Origin of the sequence: Flavobacterium sp. KACC 22761, from assembly GCF_034058155.1 — a bacterium.
Classification (GTDB): Bacteria; Bacteroidota; Bacteroidia; order Flavobacteriales; family Flavobacteriaceae; genus Flavobacterium.
Window position 1 is genome coordinate 352,459 of sequence record NZ_CP139148.1, and the last position, 25,601, is coordinate 378,059.

The following is a 25,601-nucleotide window of genomic DNA, read 5'->3' on the forward strand; positions in this document are numbered from 1 at the left end:
TAGTGAACTACAAAGGTAAACTTATAAATCTCAAAAGAAATAAAAATTTGCAAAACCCATTAAACTATTTTACATATTTTTGGTCAAACCCCAAACCTAAACCAAAAAAAACATGACCAAAACCATTTGTACCATCCTGACACTCTTAGTGTTCAGCGCATGCAGTAAAGACACAACAGAACCAGATACTGCTCCAACAGAAAATATGTATTTTCCGCCATTAACCGGAACAACTTGGGAAACAAAATCAGTCGCTGATTTAAAATGGAATCAAAGTGCTGTTCAGCCACTTTTAGATTATCTAGAGCTTAAAAATTCCAAATCGTTTATGATTTTAGTAAATGGCCGAATCGTTTTAGAAAATTATTTCAACAAACATACCGCAACAACAAACTGGTATTGGGCCAGCGCCGGAAAAACATTGACATCGACTGTAACAGGAATTGCACAACAAGAAAATTTGTTAAATATAAATGACAAAGTTTCAAAATATCTTGGAACAGGCTGGACAAGTGAAACTCCATCAAAAGAAGACCTTATTACTTGCAAACACTTATTGACCATGACATCAGGCCTAGATGACAGTACAGATGATGTCGAACCAGCAAATTTAATCTACAAAGCTGATGCAGGCACACGATGGGCATATCATAATGTATATGTAAAACTGCAAGATGTTGTAGAAAAAGCCAGCGGACAAAAATGGGAAACGTATTTCAACAGCAAATTAAGAGACAAAATCGGGATGAATGGCAATTGGGTTCAGCTTGGCGTAAACAGTGTCTACACCAGCGACACAAGAAGCATGGCGCGTTTTGGATTGTTGATGCTCAATAAAGGAAAATGGGAAAACAACGCTATTTTAAACGAAGCTTATTTTAATGACGCAACAACAACTTCACAAAACATTAATTTAGGATACGGCTATTTATGGTGGCTGAACGGAAAAGCTTCTTATCATTTGCCACAATCGCAACTTACTTTTCAAGGTAGCGTAATTCCAACTGGCCCAAGCGATATGTTTATGGCTTTAGGAAAAAACGATCAGAAGATCTACGTAATTCCAAGCAAGAAAATGGTCATAATCAGAATGGGAGATGCAGCAGATAATGTAAATCTTGCTTTATCTGATTTTGATAAAACATTATGGAAAAAAATCAATGCATTATATCAATAAAAAAAGAGCTTTTAAATAAAAGTAATTAAAAACACTTTTATTTAAAAGCTCAAATATTTTAAGATAGAAAACTAGCGATTAGTTTTTATTCTTTTAAGAACTCCCAAAAAGAACAAAACAACTCCCAAAACCAGTAAAATATAATATACTGAGAGATTCTTATCCTTTAAAACATTTGCCAGAACAAAAGCTATTACGCTCGCAAAATAAAAAGTTAGAGCTGATATATTTTTCATTATATATTATTTAAAGAAACTGTCTACGAATTCATATTTATTAAAGACTTGCAAATCTTCAATTCCCTCGCCAACACCAATATATTTCACCGGAATTTTAAACTGATCTGAAATACCAATCACAACACCACCTTTTGCAGTTCCGTCTAACTTAGTAACTGCTAATGACGTTACTTCCGTCGCAGCAGTAAATTGTTTTGCCTGTTCAAAAGCATTTTGCCCAGTTGAACCGTCTAAAACCAAAAGCACATCATGTGGAGCATCGGCAACTACTTTTTGCATCACTCTTTTTACTTTTGTAAGCTCGTTCATCAGGTTGATTTTGTTATGCAAACGTCCTGCTGTATCAATAATCACAACATCAGCATCTTGAGCAACCGCAGATTGCAAAGTGTCAAAAGCTACCGAAGCCGGATCACTTCCCATTTGCTGTCTTACAATTGGCACTTGAACTCTATCTGCCCAAACTTGCAATTGGTCGATCGCCGCCGCACGAAAAGTATCGGCAGCACCTAAAACCACTTTATGTCCCGCTTTTTTGAATTGATAAGCTAATTTTCCAATCGTTGTAGTTTTTCCAACTCCGTTTACACCAACAACCATTAATACATAAGGTTTTTTAGCTGCAGGAACTTCAAATTCTGTTGCTTCGCCTGTGTTAGTTTCAGCCAATAAAGCTCCTATTTCATCACGAAGAATCTGATTCAATTCGTCAGTTCCAAGATATTTATCTTCCGCAACACGCTTTTCAATTCTTTCTATGATTTTCAAAGTAGTGTTTACGCCAACATCTGAAGCTACAAGAACTTCTTCCAGATTATCTAAAACATCATCATCGACTTTAGATTTTCCAGCAACAGCTTTACTTAACTTCGAGAAAAAAGTAGTTTTTGTTTTTTCAAGACCTTTGTCTAAAGTCTCTTTTTTTTCGGTAGAGAATAATTTTTTAAAAAAACTCATTTTTTGTAGTTTATTTAGATTTACTAGATTTCTTGATTTCCAGACAAGAAACCCAATTTCATTAAAGAAAGCACAATTGTTTTTCAAAAAAAGAGCAATTGTTGCGATTCTTTAAATTTTTAGACAAATATAGGTAATAAAAAAGCTACTTCCTGAAAGAAAGTAGCTTTTCTATATAATGTAATTGTAATTATTTCTTTTTCAAGAATTCATCAACTTCTTCAGGAGCCATAATAGATTCTACGAATGTATATGCACCAGTTTTAGGAGATTTCACCATTTTGATGGCTTTTGATAATCTCTTAGAAGATGTTTGTAACGATGCTACGGTTTTCTTTGCCATGATTCAAATGTTATTGAACTTTTCATAAAACTCGAATGGCCAAACCATTTGAGATTTATAAAAATCTCTAATTATTACTTAATTTCTTTGTGAACAGTTACTCTTTTTAAGATTGGATTAAATTTTTTAATCTCTAATCTGTCTGGAGTATTTTTTTTGTTCTTAGTTGTAATATATCTAGAAGTTCCTGGAACACCAGAAGTCTTGTGCTCAGTACATTCTAAAATTACTTGGATTCTATTACCTTTCTTTGCCATCTTGCTATATATTTATTTAGGAAAAGATTATTTGATAAATCCTTCTGACTGCGCTTTTTTCAAAACTGCAGTGATTCCATTTTTATTAATTGTTTTTATCGTAGATGCTGCTACTCTAAGAGTAATCCATCTATCTTCTTCTGGAAGATAAAAACGCTTTTTAACTAAGTTTACAGAAAACTTTCTCTTAGTTTTGTTCATAGCGTGAGAAACGTTATTTCCTACCATCGCTCTTTTACCTGTAAGGTCACAAACTCTTGACATTATACTTATCTTTTATCGTTATTCAAAATCAGGGTGCAAAGAAAAGAAAAATAAACCATTGTAGCAAAAAATTATTGCACAATTTTTAAAATTTCTTTCTGTAATATTTCCAAACTCTTAATACTCGCTCTATCTATCACTTTTTCACGCGGTTGTCCGAAGTTAAATTCTTCTACAATTACTTCAGTTGGCGTTGCCAAAGCTATAAAAACAGTGCCAATTTCAGCATCAGAGTCGCCTTTTGACGGCCCAGCGTTGCCGGTCGTTGCAATTGCGTAGTCTGTTTTAAGCATCTCTTTCACACTCAAAGCCATAGCTGTTGCAACCTCGGCACTAACTACCGAATATTCATCAATCAAATCTTGCGAAACTCCAAGAACATTGACTTTGGCTTCTGTTGCATACGAAACAACACTTCCTTTAAAATATTTTGAAGCGCCTTGCACAGAAGACAAAAGCGAAGCAATTTTTCCTCCTGTACAACTTTCGGCAGTCGAAATGGTTTTGTTTTGCTTTGTTAGAAACTTGGCAATGACGGTTTCGATCGTTTCATTTTCTTCGTAACCTACTATTATATCATGAATTATCGCATCTAAAGAACGAACATTATCTTCAATTGCTTTTTCCAATTCTTCTTTATCTGTTCCGCGGGCTGTCATGCGCAGGCGCACGCGTCCAGGATTTGGCAAATAGGCTAATTTGATAAACTCTGGGAGATTATTTTCCCAATTTTCAATACGCTCTGCAACTAAACTTTCACCTTGACCGTAAGTCAAAATGGTTTTATGAATAATGTATGGACGCTTGTATTCGCGAACTATTTTTGGAATTATTTCTTCTTCCACTAAATATTTCATTTCATAAGGAACTCCCGGAAGCGAAACAAAAACAGTATTTTCTTTCTTCATCCACATTCCCGGCGCAGTCCCGACTTGATTATGCAAAACCGTGCAAGTCGAAGGAACCAACGCCTGATCTTTATTTAATTGCGAAATCGGTCTTTTGTAAAAACCTTCAATCAATTGTGTCACATGCGCTAGAACTTCTGGATTAACTACAAGTTCATCATCAAAATATTCACAGAATGTCTTTTTAGTAACATCATCTTTTGTTGGGCCCAAACCTCCGGTCACAATTACGATATCAACTTTATTCTGAAGTTGTGCAAACGTATCTAAAATCTGTTTTTTATCATCGCTTATTGAGATCATTTCTGTAACCTCAACTCCAATTCGGTCTAATGCTTTTGCAATAAATCCCGAATTCGTATCAATAATCTGTCCTATTAAAATTTCGTCTCCAATAGTTATAATGGTTGCTTTCATGCAAATTTTATTTTTTGCTTAAATAATCTATAAGCTATTATTAAAGGAAAGTAGGCTGTGGAAGTTTTGATTTATGGGAGGGGCAGAATTGGCTTCTTTCATCTTAATATCATTTCAAGATGCCACTTATTTTATGAAGTATTTTAAATCAAGAAAAACACAAAACCTTGTTTTGTCTTTATAACAATCGAAAAACAAAACAAGATTACGTTATATTATTACAAATCAAAATCTTTTTTGATTTCTTTTATCGCTTCTTTTACCTGTACCCTAATACTTTTAAAAGTCTCAATAATATCTTTTTTCTTGCCTTCAGCCTTTGTCCATGCTTCAACTTGAAGTATTTCTTCAAAAGCTACATTTAAGCCCATCAAATCCAGCGTAGGCTTTATTTTGTGCGCATACGAATAAGCATATTTATGATCCTTTTTCTTAATTCCTTCCTTGATTTGCTTTAAATCTTCAGGAACTTCAGTAACAAATAATTTAAGAATTTCGTTTACAAATTCAGGATCATTGTCTGAAAGCGCATATACTTTCGAAAGGTTGTACTTTAAAGCCATTATTTTACTTGTATTCTGAATAATTTTTTATCTTCCAAAAAGCCTTCTAAAACATCATTTGGTTTCACAGGCGCAACACCTGCCGGCGTTCCTGTAAAAATTATGTCTCCAATTTTTAATGTAAAAAACTGCGAAACATACGCAATAAGCTCATCAATTTTCCAAAGCATTAAGCTTGTATTGCCTTTTTGAACTGTATTAGAATTATTTTTCAATTCAAAAGTAAGATTTTCCATAGAAACGAAATCACTTTTTGGCAAAAAATCTCCAATGACAGCAGAACCGTCAAATGCCTTTGCTTTTTCCCAAGGCAATCCTTTTGCTTTTAGTTTATCTTGTAAATCTCTGGCAGTAAAATCGATACCTACACTAATTTCGTCATAATACTTATTGGCAAATTTAGGCTCGATGTACTTTCCTACTTTATTTATTTTAACAATTATCTCAATTTCGTGATGAATCTCCTCAGAAAATTCTGGAATTACAAAAGGATGCTGCTTCAACAAAACCGCCGAATCAGGTTTCATAAAAATAACCGGCTCGTCTGGGCGTTCGTTTTTTAATTCCTCAATATGATTGGTATAATTTCTACCGATGCAAATGATTTTCATTATTTTTAGTTTTCAGTCACAGTTTTCAGTCGCAGTCATTACAAAACACAAAATCAGTTCCAGTATAAAACTGAATACTGAGACTGCGACTGAAAACTTATTTAGTGTTTAATTTTCTTAATTTAATTCCAGTTAAAACCTTTTTGGTGTATAAAGGAAAATCCGCGTTTTGAATCCAGCTGAAATACCCAGGCTCCGTTTCGAGAATTTTTTCAACTTTTGCTCCTTTATGTTTTCCGAAAGTAAAAATCTCCTCGTCATCTTTATCAAAAGCAATCATTCCTGCAAAATCAGCGATTTTTTTGCGTGTTGTAAACTCAGACAATGCTTTCATGTCATTTTCCAATTCAGGATAACGATCTAGCTGCGCTTTTAAAATTTCGTAAGTCGCCATTGTATCTGCTTCTGCCGAGTGTGCATTATCCAACGTTTTTCCACAATAAAATTTCAAGGCAGCACTCAAAGTACGCTCTTCCATTTTATGGAAAATAGTCTGAACATCTACAGAAACTTTGTTTTTCATATCAAAATCCACTCCTGCACGAAGTAATTCTTCAGCAAGCAACGGAATATCAAAACGATCCGAGTTGAAACCTCCCAAGTCACTATCTTTTATCATATTATATATATGAGGCGCAAGTTCTGCAAAAGTAGGTTCATTTGCTACTTTTTCGTCAGTGATGCCATGCACAGCGGTTGTTTGTGGAGGAATTGGAATAGTAGGATTTACCAACCATGTTTTGCTTTCCTTATTTCCGTTTGGGTAAACTTTGAATATTGAAATTTCTACGATTCGATCTTTACCGATATCTATACCAGTTGTTTCAAGATCAAAAAAGCAAATTGGTTTGTTAAGTTTTAATTCCATTTTAATTTTTATAAGATTACAAATGTAAATTTTAAAGCCGAATTTTCCGCCCCTATTTTTATTTTTTTTGCCTAAAAAAAGGCTATTTATTAGATTTTAACTTAAAATAAGAGCCCCATGCAATGGCGTCAAAACTTAAATTTCTAATTTTCTTGTTAATAAAAAACCCGGAAAATCATTTCATTTTCCGGGTTCTAAATTTATTTGTGAATTGACTAGAAATCGCGATCCACGTCAAATGCTTCTAAATATTCAGCTACTCTTTTTACGAAGCTACCGCCTAAAGCTCCATCTACAACTCTATGATCATAAGAGTGCGACAAGAACATTTTTTGACGAATTCCGATAAAATCACCTTCAGGAGTTTCAATAACTGCCGGCACTTTACGAATTGCTCCAAGAGCTAGAATTCCAACTTGTGGCTGATTGATAATTGGCGTTCCAAAAACACTTCCAAAAGTCCCCACGTTTGTAACTGTATAAGTTCCGCCTTGTGTATCGTCTGGTTTTAATTTTCCAGCTTTTGCACGGTTTCCTAAATCGTTAACCGCTTTTGCCATTCCAACAAGATTTAACTGATCTGCATTTTTAATTACAGGAACAATTAAGTTTCCGTTTGGCAACGCTGCCGCCATTCCTAAGTTTATATTTTTCTTTTTGATAATATATTCACCGTCAACCGAAATATTCATTCCTGGGAAATCTTTCAAAGCTTTTGCAACAGCTTCCATCATAATTGGCGTAAAAGTCAATTTCTCGCCTTCTCTTTTCTCAAAAGCAGCTTTCACTTTGTCTCTCCATTTTACAATGTTTGTTACATCGACCTCAATGAACGACTGAACATGAGCCGAAGTCTGCACAGAAGCCACCATATATCCTGAAATCAGTTTACGCATTCTGTCCATTTCGATGATTTCATCACCTCCATTTACAGAAACCGGAACTGCTTGATGACTTTTTTGAGCTACAGGTTCTACTGCTTTAACCGGCTCAGCAACTTTTACTGGTTCAGCAACTACTTTCACAGGTTCTGTTGCTGCAACAGGAGCTATTACTCCAGATTTGCGGTCTTCAACGTATTTTAAAATATCTTCTTTAGTTACGCGTCCATCTTTTCCTGAACCTTGAATATTGTCAAGTTCAGCAATAGAAACTCCTTCTTCTTTGGCAATATTTTTAACCAATGGAGAAAAGAATTTATCCGATGAAGCAAAATCCTGCGGAGCACTTACTGTTTCTTTTACTGTCTCAATTGTTTTCTCAATTTCTGCAGCAGCTGCCGGGATTACTGTTTCTTCAGCTTTTGTTTCAGCTGGAGCATCACCTTCTGTTTCAATAATTGCAATAGTCTGTCCTACCTGAACTAAATCATCTTTACCAAATAACTGTTCAACTAAAACTCCTGATACCTCGCTTGGCACTTCGCTGTCAACTTTGTCAGTTGCAATTTCCAGTACAGCTTCATCAGCTTCAATTCTGTCTCCAACTTCTTTCAACCAGTTTGTAATAGTTGCTTCAGCGACACTTTCTCCCATTTTAGGAAGTTTTAATTCAAATCTTGCCATATTGTTAACCTCAAGGGTGATTTTGATTTTCAGATTGCGAAATTACCGAATTTTTTAAATATAAATTACATTTAATATAATTTTTTACTCAATTTTTACAATTTGCCCCCTGTCATTTCGAGAATTGCTTCCAATAATAAAATTTGCTTTTTTGGGGAAAATCTTAAAAGTAACCTTCTTATCTTTAAGAGTTTCTATGATTTTGATACATTTTTTGAATGAAACGTACTGATTATCTAAAATAATCTCAACTCTTTTACCCTTAAAAACGTGGCACGAATTTACCATTTTTTCTTTTTTGAAATCCAAAAACTGAACTTTATTTTTTAAAATTGAAGGTAATTTTTCAGACAAAATACTATTTGAAGAATAAAAAATATACTTTTCAGGCTGCGGTTTTTGCTTTGGTTTTCCTTGAAACATTTTTACAAAAGAGAAAAACCAAATTCCTAGTTGAATAAACCAGCTAAAAAACAATGATTTCTTGAAATGCTTATCATAAAAGAAATTCATTGCTTCTTGAAAACGCTTCATATATTTCTCATCTTTTATAGTGCTTTCGCCTTTATAATGCAAAACGGTTGTTTCAGCGAAATAATAATTTGTCTTTTGTTTTTGCAATACGCGATACGATAAATCAATGTCATCAGCATACATAAAGCAGTTTTCGTCAAAACCTTTCAAATCGTTATAAAGCTCTCGTTTCATAAACATAAATGCACCAACAAGAATCTCCACTTTTCCATTTTCATTTTCATTTATATGCTGTGCATAATATTGATTAAAGATTTTCCATTTCGGGAAAAACTTATACAATCCCAAAACCTTTGTAAAAGCGACCCAAGGTGTCGGGATTCCTCGTTTGCTTTCGGGTAAAAAATTTCCTTTTCCGTCAATTAATTTACATCCAATTATTCCCAAATCTTTTTGCTTTTCGGCGAAAGCTAAAATTTTAGTAAAAGTATCTTCGGCAACGACAGTATCAGGATTTAAAATACATATATATTCACCCTGTGCTTCTTGCACTCCAATATTATTGCCTTTTGGGAAACCGAAATTTTCTTTGTTTTGAATAAATTTTACTGACGGAAATCGCTCTTGCATAATCAAACAAGAGTCGTCAGAAGAATTATTATCGACTACAATAATTTCAGCGTCTATTGTTGAAATAGCTTCTTGAACACTCAAAACGCACTGTTCCAGAAAATAACGCACATTGTAATTTAAAATAATAACCGAAAGCTGCATAAAAAACAGAAAATTTATTTTTGGGGAAGTTAGAAATTTTCAGACAAACCTAGTCGTAATGACCAATCGTTTTTACTAATTCCGTAATCCAATACTAAATTACTGTTGTTTTTTTTGTTCCATTTAATACGAAGCCCTGTACCGACAGCGGGATTCCATTTTGAAAAATCATAAGTTTCAAACTTTGAAACCGAAGAAATATTAGTAAAAAATACAGCTCCCCAAAATCCATTTCTTGAAATATCCATTCTATATTCTCCTTCAAAATACAAAAGTGCATTACTTCGAAATCTATTTCGGGTAAAACCTCTTCCTGTTTTTCCTTCGCGGTCCCAGCCAATACTTGGAAGATCTAAATAATGAGGTTTCCCTCCAAAAGTTGACCAATAAAAAGCTCTATAGGCCAAGATACTATGTTTTTTTTTGCTGAAAGAATGATATTTTCTCGCGTCTATATAAATTGAATTCCATTTTTTCCCTTCAACGCCACTAGTATTTATTCTGAAATCGGCTTCAACATACAAACCTTGTTCAGGATTTACGTTGTTTTCGCGAGAATCATAAAGTCCTTGAAGCGCAACTCCAAAAGAAGTTTCGTTAGAAAAATCGCCGTTCATATATTTGTAATAATCCGTCTCGCCATCAATATAAGATTCTTCAGAAATATTCTGGTAATTGTCGTACAACAAACCAAGACCCGCCCTGTAATTCCCAACTATCTTTCGTGTTGCAAATTGATAAAAACGCCATTGCTGGTAATCGAGAGTCGACATTTTATCATCTGTATTATTTCCGCCCAAACCATAAGTGTCTTGCGGATAAATCATAAACCGATAATCTCCAATAAAATTCCAATGATTATCTCTTGTGTAAATATAGGATTGAATAGGAAAAACATATTGATTGGTAAAACTGAAATATGGAGAAAATGTAATTTGCGACATATTGGTCGTTTTTTCATCTCCTAAATAAAAAGACGTTAAAAAGGAAATCACTAATCCCGCACTTTTATCAGCATTAACAGGCACTGGCAATAAGGAAAAAGCAATCTTTTTGTCTAATCCAGTTCGTACGGAATCATTTTTATGGAAAAGTTTATACAAAACATCTAGAATATCTCTTTTATTATTCCGAATAGAATCAGTTTGCGAATAACAAAACGGCATTAAAAAAAAGAAAAACAAGACAATCAGACATTTCGTATTTTTCATCGTATAAGGCTTTCAGAAACAACTTATTACAAATTTAAAATTTTATTCGAAACAGAAGTTTATTTTAGAAAATAATAAAACCCAAGAAAAGAGCTAATTATCATAAAAAATGATATTTTTGATTCTCTTGAAATAATTTATTTCTATGAAAGATCAAAAACAAGCCTCGATTCCGTTATTTCTTTTACTAATTATATCTTGTTGCTTTCTCTTTGATTTTTCATCAAAAGAAAACAACCAAAAATTAGCTTTAGATCTTGTCAAAAATTCTACTTGGTACATCGCCGGGCCTGCAGTTGAAAATCAAGAAACAATAAATAAGCTCAGGCTAAAAAATGGCATTGTAAAAGTTACTGCAAATGAAAGTCCGAAAGGCGAAATTGAATTAAATGTCATGATTACGCCTTCTGATTCAAACGACGGAAAACCTACAAATATATCAGAAGATTCAAAATTTGTCAGCATTACCTATAAATCTTCTCATTTGATAAAAGTTCAGGCGCGAGAAGGAAACGAATACGGAACAGGTTGTGTACATGGTGGTTCGCATCCAAGAGTTAATCTAGATCCGTCTCCCAAAAATTTTATAACGGTAAAAATTCCGTGGACGAACTTTAGGCAAGACGGTCTTCCTGACGGAAAACTTTTGAATATCCATAATCTTTGCAAGTTCAATTTTGTAAATTATAACCCAGTAACGGGCGCATCTTTAGAAATCAAATCTGTTCAAATTCAAAATTAAAATATGAAAACAAGACTTTTATTCATTATTTCCATACTTTTCTTTAATCTTGGCTACAGCCAAGAAAAATCTGTTCCAAAAATTGACATTAATGGAGTTTGGGAAGATATTAATTCAGGCGTTCAAAATACTGTTGCCATCATATCAGAACAAAACGGAAAGATTATTTTCACGCATTATTTAGAATGGAAAGGCCAAAAATTTGTAGAAAGTGGCACAGGAAAAAGAACAGGAAACAAAATTACATACAACGTCAAGGTAACTTTGCCAATTGAAGGCTGGGCGACGGCAGGAACCCACACTTTAGTTTTATCTGAAGACGGAAACAAACTTGAAGGGACTTTTAAAGACAATAAAAACCGAACAGGTTCAATTGCATTTAGAAGAGTTCGATGAGAATTTGTTTTAAGTTTTTAGGTTCCAAGTGACAACGTGAAACGTGAAACCTTCTCACAAATGCAACTGAATTTTATATTTGTTGCAAATTTTCATTACAAACAACATAATGGTTGAGAAAACTAACGACCAAATAATGCCGGGAACTCCAACACGAAAATATCCTGGAATAATATGAAAATTAAGAACTTTACAGAAGTAATAAATAACGCCCGGCAAAATATAAATCAGTAATGGATTCGCAGCGGCTGGCATAAAAAAATCGCTCCATTTAGTCTGTTTTTTAACTTCCATAAGCCAGTACAAAAAATAAAATAGAATTGTACAAATAGCTGCCGAAAACATAGTCCAAGAAGGTGTTCCTTTAATTTTTGAAATTCCAAAATAAGGTCTCAACAAATATCCAACAGTAAAAAACAAAATAGCAAAACCGATAACTGGCCAATTAATTTTGATTGGTGTTTTTCGATCAAAAAATAATAGTGAAATTATTACTCCCGCAGTTACTAAAGATGCATGCGTCAAATGTCCTGCAATAAAGTTAAACCAAGGCAAATGCTGTAAAATTGATCCTTCTGTCAGGTTGATTGAATTGCAAACAACGCATAAAACCAGAAAAGCAATCATAGCAAGCAATCGACCACAAACCAACCAATAATAAACTACAGTAAAAAGATACGCCCAACCAATCAAGCCAAGAATTCCCCACCATTTTGGCGTCATACCTCTTTCGCCTGTGTCTTGAATGTAAAGAAAATAAAGAGCTACTAAAACGAGCATTCCTCCGTACTGAAGCGTATTTTTCAACCAAACTGGCAAGTCTTTAGAATATTTATTCCAAATTGGAATTGGCATTGCGTAAGCCAAAAGTCCCCAAAGGGCAGGAGAAATAAGCATTTTTGAGGCATCATAACCATACTCGGCATTGACCATAAAAACACCAATGATTATCAAAGCTAATGCTCTTTTTAAAGTATGTGCCCAAATCGTTTTTGGGCTATCTCCTTTTAATAATCTAGCATTGAAAGCAAATGGAATCGACATTCCTACAATAAACAAAAAAGCTGGAAACACCACATCTACAAAAGTCATTGCATCGGCATCGGCTGGCATATGCTTCATCCATTGTGGTACATCTTTTATGCTCGCCAACTCATTTACAAAAATCATTACAAAAATCGTAATTCCTCGCAAAGCATCTATAGAAATAATTCTTTGGTTATATAAATTCTCTTTAATTCTCATAAATCACTAAATTATTATCAGAAACAAATATAAAATAATAGTTGAGATAGAAAACCATATCTCAATTCTAAATAGGTCTGTAATAAAAAGTTTACCCGATATGATGTAAAATACAAGGTAGTTTACTTACTTTTGCAGCATGTTATCATTCTTAAAATCAAAACCGTACTTAAAGGACCTTCTTGCTGGAAATTATGTCGACATTCATTCGCATTTATTGCCAGGAATTGATGATGGTGCCAAAACAATAGCTGACACAAGCAAACTTGCAAAGTCTTTTCAGGAAATGGGTGTTGTTCAATTTATTGCTACGCCGCATATTAGTCATTACATTTGGAATAATTCGCCTGAAGCAATTATTGCTAAACAGCAAGAAACTCAAATTTTGCTGGAAGCTGAAAATATTAAAACGCCTTTTAAAGCTGCAGCAGAATATTTCATGGATGATTGGTTTGAAAGCCATTTTCAAAACGAAAAACTTTTGACATTGAAAGACAATTATGTTTTAGTTGAAATGTCGTACATGAATGCACCTGTTCAATTGTACAAAATTCTTTTTGATCTTCAAGTTGCAGGTTATATTCCGGTTTTAGCACACCCTGAGCGCTATTTATTTTATCATAAAAATTTTAATGAATATGATAAATTAAAAAAAGCAGGTTGTCTATTTCAGCTTAATTTATTAGCGACAGTTGGATATTATGGCGCTGAAATCACCAAAGTAGCAGACGAGCTTCTGAAAAAAGGAATGTATGATTTTGTTGGAACAGATGTGCATCATAATAATCATATCGCATCTTTCAATCAAAAGTTAAAAATTGACAATAACAATATTAAAGGCCTAAAGGACATTATTTCAAATAATCAATTCTTCAAGTTTTAATCCAATCTTAAAAATATTGCATAAAAAAACGGCTCAATTACTTGAGCCGTTTTTTTATCGTAATCTTTCTTTATTTTTTAGAGATTAATCTTTTGTACCACGCTTTTTTCTCCACTCTAACTCCATAACCATAGCCATAGCCATAACCTTTTGTAGAGTCGGTATCATTAAGTACGATACACATATTAGGCAATTTCTTTTCTTTATAGAATGTATTGGCAATATTCAGCATACGTTTTTCCAGAACATTCGCACGCATTACATATACAAATGTATCAGCATTTTTAGCGATTAATAATGTATCTGTAACCAAACTAACTGGAGCAGTATCTACAATTATGTAATCGTATTCTTTTTTAAGTTCTTCAAAAAGCTGATCTACTTTATTACTCATCAACAACTCAGCTGGATTTGGCGGAATCACACCAGAAGGCAAAATAAAGAAGTTTTTATATCCTTCATGTTTGATGATATAATCTCGCACATCTTTATCTGTTGATGACAAATAATTAGTCAAACCTACACCTGGCACATTAATATATTCTCCAAATTTTGGATTTCGAATATCAGAACCAACCAATAAAACGCGTCGTCCCGACAAGGCAAAAGTTGCCGCAAGATTAACCGATATAAAAGTTTTTCCTTCAGAAGGGAAAGTTGATGTCACAAAAATTGTTTTCGCAATTCCATCTGGAACTTTTGTAAGCATGAACTCCAAGTTAGTTCTCACAATACGAATTGCTTCAGCTGAACTAGTTCTACTTTCTGATTTGATTAATTCAGCAATATCATCTGAAGTAGGTACATCTCCAATAAATGGAATTTGCGTTTTTCCTTCCAAATCAAGTTTACTTTTGATTTTTGTATCTAATAAGTCATTCCCGTAAATAACTCCAAATGGAACTAATAATCCCAAAAGCATTCCTGCCAAATAAATGATTTTTTTCTTTGGGCTGATTGGATCTTTCTCTGCTTTTGCAGCATCAATCACACGAGCATTAGGTTCAGTTGCAGATAACGAAATTGCCGTTTCTTCTCGTTTTTGAAGCAAATATAGATATAATTCTTCCTTAACTTTTTGCTGTCTGGCGATTACTCTAAATTGACGTTCTTGAACTGGAATTTTACCAATTTTATTGTTTAAAATCCCTTCTTGACTTTTAATATCACGATTTTGAATCTGCAAATTAGCCTGCATACGTCTCAAGCTTGCTGCAACATTTGATTTTAATGATGAAATTTGCTGATCCAATTTTACAACAGAAGGGTTTTCTTCGGTAGCCGATTTTAAAATTCTGTTACGATCTAAAACTAATTGATTGTAAGATGAAATCAAACCACTTGCATCATTATTGTCAGAAATCATGTTCGACGGCAATAAATCAGAATTAGTGCTCTTTTTAATAAAATCTAACAAAGAAGAAACAACATTTAATTGAATTTCAGTTTCAACTCCTTTTTTATCATACTCCGTTGAACCTTCGATAAAAAGTTTCGCTTCAGATTCGATATCTGTTAGTTTGTTTGTCTTTTTGAAACTTTCAACATCCTGCTCAACTCCATCTAATTCTTGAGCAATTAAAGCCAATCTACTAGCAATAAACTTAGATGTATTCTCGGAAATATAATTTTTATCTTCTGCCGCATTCTCATTATAGATCTGAATCATATTGTCTAAAAAATCTTCAGCTTTTTTAGCAACAGGGTCTGAAATTGAAATATTGACAACACTACTGGTTTTGCTTATTGGCTCCACTTTTAGCTTTTTCCTAAAACTTTCTGTCAATTCATCTAACGGATTAATAACAATACGAATAGATTCAAATCTCCCAGTATGATTTTTAGCGTAAAAAGCAGTTTTTTCAATAGTTAATATACCGATTTTAGTAGCAATTTTTTCTCCAAATTTAAATTCATTTTTCGTAGATAAAATAAAATTTTCCTTTTCTTCTGTTTCGTTTTCCAATAAAAAAGTAGTAGAATTTAAAAGTTTGCAATTCAAAACAGCTTTAATTTTGTCAAATAAAATTGTTTTATTTGAAAAATATGCTATAATTGGTTTTTCCGCATATACATCGCGGTCAACAACTTTTCCCTCAACAAAAAAAGCAACATTTAAGTTGAGTTTTTTAATCGTATTTTCAACTAATGTTCTTGATTTTAAAATTTCAATTTCATTATCAACGTTATTTTTCATGCTTCCGCCTAAGCCTAAATCAGCAAAAGCAGATAATTCTGAAAGCATACCGCCTTTTTTTTCATCTTTAACTAAGATAGATGTTGTAGCTTCATAGCTTGGTGTTGTATATCGTAAATATATAAAGGATAAAATCATACCAACAATAACACTTAAAAGAAACCAACGCCAATGAATTAAATATTTATCTAATTGTTCTCTTAAATTAACATCCTCGATTTCATCATCTATAACATCATTATAAAAATCTTGCTTCTGCATTTTTATTTCAATTTTATTTAAAGATTAGGACAGAAAGCGATACTAGAATAGAAATCGCAGAAATAATTACTGAAGTATTAGGACCAACTACAGACGCATTAACTTTTGTCTGATTAGGTTCAACATACACTACATCATTTTGAGCCAAATAATAAAAAGGTGAATTAATAAAATCAGATTTTGTAATATCAACTCTATTATATGATTTTGCGCCATTAATTTCTCTGATAACCAAAATATTATCTCTGCGTCCATAAATTGTCAAATCTTTTGCCATACTAAGCGCTTCAATCAAAGTAATGCGTTCTGAAGCAATAGGATATGTTCCTGGTAATGTTACTTCACCTTGCAACGATACTTTAAAATTCATTATACGTAAATTAATAATTGGATTTTTGATATAAATACTGATTTTGCTCTGTAACAATGTTAGAACTTCTGTACGAGATAGTCCTCCCACTTGTAGTTTTCCAATAACAGGAAAATTAATCATTCCTGCACGGTCGACTAAATAAGACTGAACTGTTTGCTGTCCTGTAGCACTATCTAATCTTCCACTATTTGCAACAGCAACTGTTGTTAAATTAAAAGGAATAGCAACTTCAGGATCTTCAGCAGAAACAATGATCATCAACAAATCATCAGGCTGAATTTTAACTTCATAAGAATTCGCATTTTGCGGCATGCTCATTTTATCAATATTTTGATAATAGACAACATCTTTTTTAGAACCACAAGAAAAACATAAAAATAAAAGCATTAAAAAACTAAACGTTTTTACAAAAAAGGAAGTAATCAATTTCATTAGATCTACAAATTACGGGACAAATATAAGTATTAAAAAAATATTAAAACTAGCGCCTATCACAAAGACAGAATCATAATAAAGACTTAGACATTCAAAAAAACTTAATACGCATTTTCTTCACCACGAAATACATTTAAAATGGTTTTTATTATTATTTTAATATCTAATAATATATTCCAATTTTCGATGTACCAAATATCATATTCAACTCTATTCTCCATATCAATTAACTCTTTAGTTTCACCTCGAAAACCGTTAATTTGGGCCCAACCTGTAATTCCCGGTTTTGCGTACTGTCGTACTAAGTAATTATTAATTAATTCGCTATATTGCTTAGTATGATTAACCATATGAGGTCGTGGTCCAACTACAGACATATCACCAAAAAAAACATTGAAAAATTGAGGAAGCTCATCAATACTTGTTTTTCGCATAAAGGCGCCAAATTTAGTAACACGACTATCTCCCTTTTTTGCCTGTATGCTATCTGCGGCTCGATTGAGTCGCATACTTCGAAATTTTAAGCACGTGAATGATTTGTTGTCCCTGCCAGAACGTTCTTGTTTGAAAAACACTGGCCCAGGAGATTCCATTTTAATAATAAGCATTATAATAGGAAATAACCATGGAAAAATAAACAACAAAACAAATGATGAAAAACATATATCAAATATTTTTTTTAAAAATCGATTCACAGCAAGTTCTAAAGGTTCTGGTCGAAACATTAAAACAGGTGTGTTTTCATAAAATGTTATTTGAACCTTATTTGATTTAGTATATAGTTGAAAATCTGGAATAAATTTAATTCGTACCATATGCTGTTCACAAATCTGCACTAATTGATTGATTACAGAAATGTTATCAATATGTAAAGCAACATACATTTCATCTACTTCTTCATTAATTATAAATTCCTCAATTTGATCAAATCCTCCTAAAATTGGATGAGAAATAAACGCGAAAGGATCTACTTGTTCATCAAAAAAACCCATGAATCGATAACCATAAGTTAGATCTTTTGCCAAAATTTTACGCATTCGCTCTCCTGCATCATTTGCTCCAACAATAATAAAACTTCTAAAGTTATATCCTTTAGCTCTAATATACTTCAAAAGCTTCATTGATAAATATCGCGAAATCATCAACAAGCAAAAGAAAAAGCAATAAAAATAAAGCAATCTTAATCTTGATATATCTCCATATTTTAAAAAAACGACAAAAACGGCAATAATCGCCGCATGGATAATTATCTTTTTTATGGTTCTTTTAAGAATTAACTCAATTGGCTCAACTCTAACTAATCTGAATGAATCCTTATAAAGCAAAAGACCAACCCAAACTAAATTAGACAATAATGACACTGTTTGCACTTCTTTTAAAAATAATTTATCTAACACTCCAAATCGAAGTATTGCAGAAAAAACAATAGCAAAATTTAATAATACAATATCCCATATCACAAACAAAAGTTTGAAATAACGAGAAAAGCGATATTCAGATAAATGTTGTAAAATCTTCATAAAATTAGATCAATATCTATTTTAAAATATTTTCTATTTTTTTTTCAATAACTAGTTTGATAAAAACTGGACCATAGTAAATATATCTTTTCCACATTCTTTTGGGTTCTTTTATTAAACGAACAAACCATTCTAATCCTAATTTTATCCAAAGCTTATTTGGACGGATGACAGTTCCCGCATAAAAATCAAAAACAGCTCCTATAGAACAAATTACTTTTGTGTCAAGCAAATCTTTGTGTACATAGGCCCACTTTTCTTGTTTAGGTGCAGTCATTCCAACAAATAATACATCAGGTCTAAAAAAATTAACCCTTTCTATCATCTCCTGATTATCTAAATCAGAAAATTCATTTTTATATGGTGGCGAAAAAGTTTCAATTTCGATATAAGGAAATTCTTTTTTAATGCGCTCGACAATCTTATTTAATGTACTTTGAGAGGAACCTAAATAAAAGCATTTCCCTTTTTTTTGATTCAAATCATTTAAAAGATGTTGATGGATATCAGCTCCAGCAATTTTTTTTATTTTTTTATTATTTAATAATCTAGAAGCGACAACAATACCAATACCATCAGGCAATAAAATATCTGACTCTAACAAAGCCTTTTTAAAGGCCGCATCTTCCTCAGCAATACAATATGAATATTGATTTATGGTATTTATAAGGGTCTTATTATCTGTAACACATCCCAAAAGATTTCCGCTATAGATTGAATACCCCATTAATGGTACGAAGGAATTAAAATCAGTCATTATCTTAAAAATATAAAAGCTCATAGGATTTTTAATCTGCATCAAAACGCTCAGCAGTCATTCTAAATCCATAAAACTTTTAACACATGTCAAATGTTATTAATTGATCATTTTATTTAATACTCACAAAAAATTCATCATAAAAAACCTGCCAATTATTTGCAGTCTGTGTTCTCCATAATTGGAACTTAATTCTTTTGTTCTGACGATCATAAGTTGGTACAAATGCACTCTTGTAAGTCCCTACTGAATTACAAATTGGTTTATTGTCGAAATTGAAATCTGTTCCATTAAAAGAATACCCTAAAAACAGGCGTCCTGATGAACCATATTGACCATTATCGGTTGTCGTAACAAGCATCAGCCAGACATTACCCATTTTTTGAACATCAATATGCCAAGGCTCTTGTTTTTCCCCCCAAGGTCTGCCCAAAATATTAATCAATTCATAGGCTTTATTTCTATCAATTATAAATTTACGTTCACTCGCACTAGCAGTTCTACGTATTGCATATTGCGTGTAATAACTTCCTGGAGTAGTTTCACCATTACATACTCCATAACAATAATAGGCATCCTGATCTCTCAATATTGAGGGCGCAATTACATCAATTCCAGTAGTTGGCCAACTTGCTACTATTTCTTTGGGCGTCCAATTGACACCATCCGAGCTCTTTTTAAAAAGAAGAGCCCTTCTCGAAGCGCCATTAACAACTATACCATTGTCTCTCCAATAACAGTATAAGTATCCATCTTTAAACATCAAATTCACATCTGAGCTATAAGCTGTTCCAACTGGAGAATATTCTATTGGATTTACACTTCCAGTTGGCTCGCTCCAGTTAATTCCATCGTTAGAACAAAATATATGAGCATTTTCATATTGCGAGTCACTCCCAGGATAAGGAGTAATGGCGCACCAGTAGTGATAACCATTCCATTCTTCAGCGAAATACATGACTGACGGATGTGTCCATCCAGCATTTGTTAGTGAAATCTTATTTCGTTCAGTACTTCCAGTAATTAAATCTCCAAAAGCTGTAGATCCAAAACTTAAAGGTACGTTAGAAGGCTTAAATGATATACTTTGTAAGTCTAATGATTTGATAGAATCAACTGATGGCCCTTGAATAATGGGTTTATTTACTAAAGTATCTGACGGTTTTACAACCACAGGAACCTGTATTAATTTTGAATCATCGGTGCCTGTTTCACAGCTACTTAAAATCAAAAGCACAGAAAACAAGAAAATCATTGATAAAATATTATAAATAATTGATTTGAAAATGTAATTTTTTACCATTCAGTTTTTTTTTAGTAGACAATCATTTTACGTGTTCTTTTTTTACAAGTGGAATATAAATATCTTCAAAATACCCTTTCTGCAATTGAGGCGAATACATGGTTTTATAATTATTTAAAGCATTTAAACTCATTTGACTTTTAACATACTCCGAAAGAGCATCAAATTTTAAAACAACATCTTTTAAAGCCGTTTTATTTCCGGGCTCAAACAAATAACCATTTGATTCATCTGAAATTAAAGAGGTCATTGCTCCTAAATTCGAAGTTACAACTGGAGTTCCAACTGAAAAAGCTTCTAATATTGTCATTGGCATTCCCTCATAACAAATGGATGGGACGATTAGAGCCTGCGCTTCCTTCAATTCATTTACAACTTCTTTTTTAGATAAATTACCTAGATAGATAATATTTGGAAATTGTTGAATTGAACTTAATACTTGCTCTCTTAGTGGGCCGTCTCCCGCAATTTTTAATGTAAATGGCAATTCTTTAAAAGCGCTCAACAATATTTCAATACCTTTTTCTTCAGATAATCTACCAATGAATAAGAAATGGTTTGATCTTTTCACCTCTTCTTGGCAAGAAATAGAAATAAAATTTGGCTTTACTGTAAATTTTTCTCTTGATACTCCAAACTTTGATTGTTGAAAAACATCAATTGCAAAAGATGTTAAACAGACATAAGTATCGATTTTTTCCCAAGTCCTAATTTTTTTATGAAACCAAACAATAAAAGCAAGCCAAAATGTTTGCAACCATGATGAACGATAAACCTTATTTTGAATTGCCTTCCATGGAAATGACCTATACAAACTATCATTAAACAATTTTCCTTTATGCAAAAGAATGGCAGAAGGACATAGTAAACGATAATTATGAACAGTATGCACTATCGGAATCCTTAAATTATGAATTTTTCTAAAAATTAACGGTCCTGTAGCAAAATGCCAGTTATGCACATGAACTACATCTGGCTTAAATTCTTCAATTTTTTGTTTTAATTTTCTACAAGAAAACATGTTCCAAATTGAACCCAAAAATTGCAAAGCACCTTTCCACCCACCATGATTTTGAAAATACAAAACCTCAACTTCATAATAGTTCCTCAACAATTCCAATTCCTGATTTACCACAACATCTTCACCGCCTTGAAGTCGGTATTTTGAATGAAGAATAAGAATTTTCAACTTTTAAATAAAAAATGAATTAATTTATATTTTATTCTAGTTACGATAGAAAATGGTTTAACAAATTGTGAAATTATTTTTGGATTCAAACTAATATCATTTGTAAACTTAAAGTTGGTCTTTTCTCCATCATCTAATATCGTTCTATAACGATTATATTTCTCTTTTGTATTACTTGCATCTTGTGAATTGAATCCAACATTTTCAACTTTCGATACTAATGGGTGGACTGAAAATAAATTATTTTTAAATTGATAATAACACCATCTGATAGCCCAAGAATTTATTTCACCATTCATTTGTCGATCTAACATATTAGCCATGTCGGATCCCATTTTGCTGAATCGTTTTCTATTTTCCTTGTCATGTTTAAATTCATTATAATCCTTAACTTCCCAATCAATATCTGACCATCGATCATTCCATGTCGCCCATCCCCAACTGGAAGAACGCAAAGTAAAATAAATATCTCCTGTTTGAGAATGTTTTTTTATTGGTATACTAAATCCCGTAATTGAAAAAACTTTCTTTTTAGCATTATAAAATTCTAATGCTGCGTTCATATAATTTAAGAAATTGGCGCTACTAACCAAATCATCTTCTAGAACAATAACTTTTTTATGATGAGCTAAAACTTCGCTAACTCCTTCAATTATAGAACATGCTAACCCTTTATTCAATAAAGATTCTTTTATCTTAATTGTTTTAAAACCATTAATTGAACGAATATAGCTTCTTACATTGTCAACCGCCTCTTTATCATTTTCATTTTTTGCTGCATCTGAAAAAACAAATAAATCAGTTTTAATTGCAAGTTTATTTTTTTTTAAAGCTTCTACTGTTTTCTTTAAAGTATCAATTCGCTTATAAGTAAAAAGTACAACAGGTGCTAATTCCGTCATTCCTATGAGATTTTTTTATACAATTTTGGACTAATCATTTTTGCGTATGCTTTAATCGCAAAAACAATCCATCTGATTCCCCAAAATTTATTTCTAAATTTTATATACTCTTTAATATTTAAGCCCCTCGGTGAATGAAATAATTCCCATCGTTTTCTTATCGAAAAAGTCGGATTACACCAACCAGGAATCCCCTCATTAGGTGGACAGGTTGCGATAAAATCATTTGTAGTATAACAGCCGAAGCCCGATTTTAACGCACGTAATCCATAATCAAAATCACCCATTCCATGAGTATAATCATTAGATAAGTTACCCAATTCTTCGTAAACTTTTTTAGGAACAAGTACAGCATTCCCATTTATATATTTACATCTTTGTAAATTTCCGTTGGGTATTACTGGACCGTCATCGGTTCTTCCACCATATGAAAAAATATTTTTATCTGCCGCAATTCTACATGCAGACGTTAATATTACATCTTTCTTTTCGACTTCTACAGCGACTTTATAAGTTTTAATTAAATTTAATAATGCATTTTCATCTAAAATAGTATCATCATTTAACCAAAAATAAAAATCAAATTCTTTTGTTTCAAAAGCAGTTTTCCAAGCCAAACGCATTCCTTGATTCCAATATAAATTACCATTTCCTTCAATAATATTTACAGCAGGGAAGTTGGTTGTTATTGCCAATTTAGTGCCATCTATAGAGCCATCATCAACTAAAAATATATCAAATTTGAAATCAATATTTATGCCTTTTTGGGCATATACATTCTGCAGACAATTAATCGTTTTGTCTTTACGATTATGACACGTAAGAAGAACTGCAATAGTTGGTATATAAAACATTATCTATACAAATAATTTTAATAATAAAAGCTTAGGTGTTTTATAGATACTTAAACTTAGTTATTCTTTGTAAATTAATTAATAGTTGCTTGACAAAAGCAAATTATTTTTATTAAAAAAAATATTTTTTTTAGTTCTTTTTAGCTCATTTGTCCTTAATACTAAAAATGGCAATCCCAAATACAATGGAAAATTCAACCATTGCTCCCCTTGGAGATTTAGTACAACAACTATTAAAACAAGAATAGCAAAAACTTTATTTTGAACTCTAGCCGCTTTCCATATAAAAAACAAATATCCCAGCATATAAAGCATTCCCAAAGAAGCAATAGTACCTGTGAAACCATTTCCACTACCTATGACATCTCCTTTTTCTCCAATAAAAAGGTATGAATGGTTGGCATAACGAGTTGTTTCATCTAATCCATTCCCAATCAAAGGATGTTTTTGAATGTAATACCAATCAAAAATAATCGAACCAAATCGTGAATTCGAAACCTCACCAATCCTTTGATTTTGAGATTCTTCAAATTGAGATTCTATTTTATCACTTAGGAATGATGTTGTTTGATAAAAATAGAAAGCTGCAATTGCAAAAATTGGAATTAAAACAATTGCTTTTCGATTTATCAAAAAGAAAGAAAAAAATAATATAATAAAACCAACTAAATAACCTGTTGTACTCTGTGCTGTTAATAACGCTAATATAATTGCAAATAATCTATTTTTATAATTTGCCCAATAGAATCTTAAGTTATTAAAATTAAGTGCTAAACACAAAGTTAATACTCCTGCATGAGCACCTGGTTCCCAAAACATACCAGCATTCTTTAACATATGAATTTCATAGGAAGTACCGTAAAAAATATAAGATTTTATTTCTTCTCCAAGACTTATGTAAGGTAAATTAACTTCAAATATATTAATAAGCAAGTAAAAAATTAATGACAGAACTGACAAATCAGAAAGTACTTTAAAAAAAATCCAAGTGAATTTGTTTTTCATACTATAGATGATAATTCCTCCTAATAAAAATTTAGCAATTAAATTGATTGTTCCTAAAAAAGAAATTGAATTCAATTCTAAAAATTGAAATAAACTAAGTAAAAAAACACCTAAGACAATTAGTCTAAACAATTTATAAAACTGTTTATCTAATTTAATACTTTTATGAATCAGTAAAAAAGTTAATGCAAGAGCAAAAACCATTGTGAACTTTCCAAAAAGAAATGTCATCAATGGATTACCACTGAAAAAAAGAAGTAATAAAACTAATGAGTATGCCTTTTTTTCTTTCATGACAATTTGCGAATGAAATTTGCCGGATTTCCAGCCCAAATTTCATTTTCAGGAATATTTTTAGTCACAACTGAACACGCGCCAATAATTGAGTTATCACCTATAACAACACCTTTTAATATTGTTGAATGTGCTCCAATAAAAACATTATTACAAATTTTAACAGCTTTTGTTTTAGTTTTGATTACATCCGTCATTGGATCTAGACGGTCTTGCGAATTTAAACTATGAAAATCTGTATCATAGATTACAACATTACCACCCAAATTTACATTGTCACCTATTTCAATTTTTTCATGGCAAACTATTGCTGTAGAACTCATGCCAACATTTTTGCCAATTATAAGTTCAGCTTTTTTTCCAACAAATATACTGCATGGATGAAAACGACCTATAGGATTAGATAATTCATGGTTATTAATCTTAAAATTGGCACCAATAGAACATTTACCTCCAAGGCTAACAACTACTTTTGGCAAACCATGACTTTTAAAATTCTGAAATTTTACACCATTAGAATACAAAATTAGGTAAGTTCGTATTTGATCAAAAGGTCGCAATATTTTTAATCTTGCTCTTCTTAAAATTTTTAATAACCCGATGAAAAATAATTGCAT

Annotated in this window: 26 protein-coding genes; 4 read left to right on the forward strand and 22 right to left on the reverse strand. The window is 32.2% G+C overall.

Features of this window, described 5'->3' with window-relative positions; all coding sequences use genetic code 11:
* Positions 1–112: 112 nt before the first annotated feature.
* Positions 113–1,177: a serine hydrolase domain-containing protein gene (locus SCB73_RS01480; RefSeq protein WP_320568423.1), complete on the forward strand. Its 1,065-nt coding sequence runs from the start codon at positions 113–115 to the stop codon at positions 1,175–1,177.
* A 242-nt stretch (positions 1,178–1,419) separates the two neighbouring features.
* Here SCB73_RS01480 and ftsY read toward each other — a convergent pair whose 3' ends face one another.
* The 11 genes from ftsY to SCB73_RS01535 form a co-directional block, all read right to left on the reverse strand.
* Positions 1,420–2,373, reverse strand: coding sequence for a signal recognition particle-docking protein FtsY (gene ftsY / locus SCB73_RS01485; RefSeq protein WP_320568424.1), 954 nt, complete (start codon positions 2,371–2,373; stop codon positions 1,420–1,422).
* Positions 2,374–2,563: 190 nt separating this feature from the next.
* Positions 2,564–2,716: a DUF4295 domain-containing protein gene (locus SCB73_RS01490; RefSeq protein WP_008468081.1), complete on the reverse strand. Its 153-nt coding sequence runs from the start codon at positions 2,714–2,716 to the stop codon at positions 2,564–2,566.
* Positions 2,717–2,790: 74 nt separating this feature from the next.
* Positions 2,791–2,973: a 50S ribosomal protein L33 gene (gene rpmG, locus SCB73_RS01495; RefSeq protein ID WP_008253902.1), complete on the reverse strand. Its 183-nt coding sequence runs from the start codon at positions 2,971–2,973 to the stop codon at positions 2,791–2,793.
* A gap of 27 nt (positions 2,974–3,000) precedes the next feature.
* Positions 3,001–3,237 (reverse strand): 50S ribosomal protein L28, encoded by a 237-nt coding sequence (gene rpmB, locus SCB73_RS01500; RefSeq protein ID WP_008468080.1) that lies wholly within the window; start codon positions 3,235–3,237, stop codon positions 3,001–3,003.
* 71 nt (positions 3,238–3,308) lie between these two features.
* On the reverse strand, positions 3,309–4,562 hold the full coding sequence (locus SCB73_RS01505; protein WP_320568425.1) for a CinA family nicotinamide mononucleotide deamidase-related protein: 1,254 nt from the start codon (positions 4,560–4,562) through the stop codon (positions 3,309–3,311).
* 218 nt (positions 4,563–4,780) lie between these two features.
* Positions 4,781–5,125: an Hpt domain-containing protein gene (locus SCB73_RS01510; RefSeq protein ID WP_026728026.1), complete on the reverse strand. Its 345-nt coding sequence runs from the start codon at positions 5,123–5,125 to the stop codon at positions 4,781–4,783.
* Positions 5,125–5,736, reverse strand: coding sequence for a fumarylacetoacetate hydrolase family protein (locus SCB73_RS01515; RefSeq protein WP_132989688.1), 612 nt, complete (start codon positions 5,734–5,736; stop codon positions 5,125–5,127). Before SCB73_RS01515 ends, SCB73_RS01510 begins: the two co-directional genes overlap by 1 nt.
* A gap of 97 nt (positions 5,737–5,833) precedes the next feature.
* Positions 5,834–6,604 carry a 3'-5' exonuclease gene (locus tag SCB73_RS01520; RefSeq protein WP_320568426.1) on the reverse strand — a complete coding sequence of 257 codons (771 nt, stop codon included), beginning with the start codon at positions 6,602–6,604 and terminating at the stop codon, positions 5,834–5,836.
* Positions 6,605–6,819: 215 nt separating this feature from the next.
* Positions 6,820–8,169 carry a dihydrolipoamide acetyltransferase family protein gene (locus SCB73_RS01525; protein WP_320568427.1) on the reverse strand — a complete coding sequence of 450 codons (1,350 nt, stop codon included), beginning with the start codon at positions 8,167–8,169 and terminating at the stop codon, positions 6,820–6,822.
* An 84-nt stretch (positions 8,170–8,253) separates the two neighbouring features.
* Positions 8,254–9,417: a glycosyltransferase family 2 protein gene (locus SCB73_RS01530; protein ID WP_320568428.1), complete on the reverse strand. Its 1,164-nt coding sequence runs from the start codon at positions 9,415–9,417 to the stop codon at positions 8,254–8,256.
* A 29-nt stretch (positions 9,418–9,446) separates the two neighbouring features.
* Complete coding sequence (locus tag SCB73_RS01535; protein WP_320568429.1) at positions 9,447–10,628, reverse strand: BamA/TamA family outer membrane protein; 1,182 nt, start codon at positions 10,626–10,628, stop codon at positions 9,447–9,449.
* 145 nt (positions 10,629–10,773) lie between these two features.
* On the opposite strand from SCB73_RS01535, the gene SCB73_RS01540 reads away from it, so the two are divergent.
* A complete protein-coding gene (locus SCB73_RS01540) occupies positions 10,774–11,370 on the forward strand; it encodes a hypothetical protein (RefSeq protein WP_320568430.1) in 597 nt (198 codons plus the stop codon).
* A 3-nt stretch (positions 11,371–11,373) separates the two neighbouring features.
* Positions 11,374–11,766, forward strand: coding sequence for a hypothetical protein (locus SCB73_RS01545; protein WP_320568431.1), 393 nt, complete (start codon positions 11,374–11,376; stop codon positions 11,764–11,766).
* Positions 11,767–11,820: 54 nt separating this feature from the next.
* On the opposite strand, the gene SCB73_RS01550 is transcribed toward SCB73_RS01545, so the two are convergent.
* A complete protein-coding gene (locus SCB73_RS01550) occupies positions 11,821–13,011 on the reverse strand; it encodes a DUF5009 domain-containing protein (RefSeq protein ID WP_320568432.1) in 1,191 nt (396 codons plus the stop codon).
* 139 nt (positions 13,012–13,150) lie between these two features.
* Between SCB73_RS01550 and SCB73_RS01555 the strand changes: the two genes are divergently transcribed.
* A complete protein-coding gene (locus SCB73_RS01555; RefSeq protein WP_320568433.1) occupies positions 13,151–13,894 on the forward strand; it encodes a tyrosine-protein phosphatase in 744 nt (247 codons plus the stop codon).
* 70 nt (positions 13,895–13,964) lie between these two features.
* Here the strand turns inward: SCB73_RS01555 and SCB73_RS01560 are convergent, their stop codons facing one another.
* The 10 genes from SCB73_RS01560 to SCB73_RS01605 form a co-directional block, all read right to left on the reverse strand.
* On the reverse strand, positions 13,965–16,352 hold the full coding sequence (locus SCB73_RS01560) for a GumC family protein (RefSeq protein ID WP_320568434.1): 2,388 nt from the start codon (positions 16,350–16,352) through the stop codon (positions 13,965–13,967).
* Between the two features lie 13 nt (positions 16,353–16,365).
* Entirely contained in the window at positions 16,366–17,112 is a 747-nt protein-coding gene (locus tag SCB73_RS01565; RefSeq protein ID WP_320568435.1) for a polysaccharide biosynthesis/export family protein, read from the reverse strand.
* A gap of 149 nt (positions 17,113–17,261) precedes the next feature.
* Entirely contained in the window at positions 17,262–18,680 is a 1,419-nt protein-coding gene (locus SCB73_RS01570) for an undecaprenyl-phosphate glucose phosphotransferase (protein WP_320568436.1), read from the reverse strand.
* A gap of 16 nt (positions 18,681–18,696) precedes the next feature.
* Positions 18,697–19,461 (reverse strand): WecB/TagA/CpsF family glycosyltransferase, encoded by a 765-nt coding sequence (locus SCB73_RS01575; RefSeq protein ID WP_320568437.1) that lies wholly within the window; start codon positions 19,459–19,461, stop codon positions 18,697–18,699.
* Positions 19,462–19,549: 88 nt separating this feature from the next.
* A complete protein-coding gene (locus SCB73_RS01580; protein WP_320568438.1) occupies positions 19,550–20,740 on the reverse strand; it encodes a hypothetical protein in 1,191 nt (396 codons plus the stop codon).
* 22 nt (positions 20,741–20,762) lie between these two features.
* Entirely contained in the window at positions 20,763–21,929 is a 1,167-nt protein-coding gene (locus SCB73_RS01585; protein ID WP_320568439.1) for a glycosyltransferase family 4 protein, read from the reverse strand.
* Positions 21,926–22,831: a glycosyltransferase family protein gene (locus SCB73_RS01590; RefSeq protein ID WP_320568440.1), complete on the reverse strand. Its 906-nt coding sequence runs from the start codon at positions 22,829–22,831 to the stop codon at positions 21,926–21,928. The genes SCB73_RS01585 and SCB73_RS01590 overlap by 4 nt, the downstream gene beginning before the upstream one ends.
* A gap of 2 nt (positions 22,832–22,833) precedes the next feature.
* Entirely contained in the window at positions 22,834–23,685 is an 852-nt protein-coding gene (locus tag SCB73_RS01595; protein ID WP_320568441.1) for a glycosyltransferase family 2 protein, read from the reverse strand.
* A 78-nt stretch (positions 23,686–23,763) separates the two neighbouring features.
* A complete protein-coding gene (locus tag SCB73_RS01600; RefSeq protein WP_320568442.1) occupies positions 23,764–24,984 on the reverse strand; it encodes a hypothetical protein in 1,221 nt (406 codons plus the stop codon).
* Entirely contained in the window at positions 24,981–25,601 is a 621-nt protein-coding gene (locus SCB73_RS01605) for an acyltransferase (RefSeq protein ID WP_320568443.1), read from the reverse strand. The genes SCB73_RS01600 and SCB73_RS01605 overlap by 4 nt, the downstream gene beginning before the upstream one ends.

Coding starts and splice junctions, on each gene's coding strand:
- SCB73_RS01525 (WP_320568427.1), bottom strand. CDS start 8,169: ATGGCAAGATTTGAATTAAAACTTCCTAAAATGGGAGAAAGTGTCGCT.
- SCB73_RS01520 (WP_320568426.1), bottom strand. CDS start 6,604: ATGGAATTAAAACTTAACAAACCAATTTGCTTTTTTGATCTTGAAACA.
- ftsY (WP_320568424.1), bottom strand. CDS start 2,373: ATGAGTTTTTTTAAAAAATTATTCTCTACCGAAAAAAAAGAGACTTTA.
- SCB73_RS01490 (WP_008468081.1), bottom strand. CDS start 2,716: ATGGCAAAGAAAACCGTAGCATCGTTACAAACATCTTCTAAGAGATTA.
- SCB73_RS01605 (WP_320568443.1), bottom strand. CDS start 25,601: ATGCAATTATTTTTCATCGGGTTATTAAAAATTTTAAGAAGAGCAAGA.
- SCB73_RS01590 (WP_320568440.1), bottom strand. CDS start 22,831: ATGACGGAATTAGCACCTGTTGTACTTTTTACTTATAAGCGAATTGAT.
- SCB73_RS01565 (WP_320568435.1), bottom strand. CDS start 17,112: ATGCTTTTATTTTTATGTTTTTCTTGTGGTTCTAAAAAAGATGTTGTC.
- SCB73_RS01580 (WP_320568438.1), bottom strand. CDS start 20,740: ATGGTAAAAAATTACATTTTCAAATCAATTATTTATAATATTTTATCA.
- SCB73_RS01535 (WP_320568429.1), bottom strand. CDS start 10,628: ATGAAAAATACGAAATGTCTGATTGTCTTGTTTTTCTTTTTTTTAATG.
- SCB73_RS01550 (WP_320568432.1), bottom strand. CDS start 13,011: ATGAGAATTAAAGAGAATTTATATAACCAAAGAATTATTTCTATAGAT.
- SCB73_RS01480 (WP_320568423.1), top strand. CDS start 113: ATGACCAAAACCATTTGTACCATCCTGACACTCTTAGTGTTCAGCGCA.
- SCB73_RS01545 (WP_320568431.1), top strand. CDS start 11,374: ATGAAAACAAGACTTTTATTCATTATTTCCATACTTTTCTTTAATCTT.
- SCB73_RS01510 (WP_026728026.1), bottom strand. CDS start 5,125: ATGGCTTTAAAGTACAACCTTTCGAAAGTATATGCGCTTTCAGACAAT.
- SCB73_RS01540 (WP_320568430.1), top strand. CDS start 10,774: ATGAAAGATCAAAAACAAGCCTCGATTCCGTTATTTCTTTTACTAATT.
- SCB73_RS01570 (WP_320568436.1), bottom strand. CDS start 18,680: ATGAAGATTTTACAACATTTATCTGAATATCGCTTTTCTCGTTATTTC.
- rpmG (WP_008253902.1), bottom strand. CDS start 2,973: ATGGCAAAGAAAGGTAATAGAATCCAAGTAATTTTAGAATGTACTGAG.
- SCB73_RS01600 (WP_320568442.1), bottom strand. CDS start 24,984: ATGAAAGAAAAAAAGGCATACTCATTAGTTTTATTACTTCTTTTTTTC.
- SCB73_RS01560 (WP_320568434.1), bottom strand. CDS start 16,352: ATGCAGAAGCAAGATTTTTATAATGATGTTATAGATGATGAAATCGAG.
- SCB73_RS01505 (WP_320568425.1), bottom strand. CDS start 4,562: ATGAAAGCAACCATTATAACTATTGGAGACGAAATTTTAATAGGACAG.
- SCB73_RS01515 (WP_132989688.1), bottom strand. CDS start 5,736: ATGAAAATCATTTGCATCGGTAGAAATTATACCAATCATATTGAGGAA.
- SCB73_RS01530 (WP_320568428.1), bottom strand. CDS start 9,417: ATGCAGCTTTCGGTTATTATTTTAAATTACAATGTGCGTTATTTTCTG.
- SCB73_RS01555 (WP_320568433.1), top strand. CDS start 13,151: ATGTTATCATTCTTAAAATCAAAACCGTACTTAAAGGACCTTCTTGCT.
- SCB73_RS01595 (WP_320568441.1), bottom strand. CDS start 23,685: ATGTTTTATATACCAACTATTGCAGTTCTTCTTACGTGTCATAATCGT.
- SCB73_RS01575 (WP_320568437.1), bottom strand. CDS start 19,461: ATGAGCTTTTATATTTTTAAGATAATGACTGATTTTAATTCCTTCGTA.
- rpmB (WP_008468080.1), bottom strand. CDS start 3,237: ATGTCAAGAGTTTGTGACCTTACAGGTAAAAGAGCGATGGTAGGAAAT.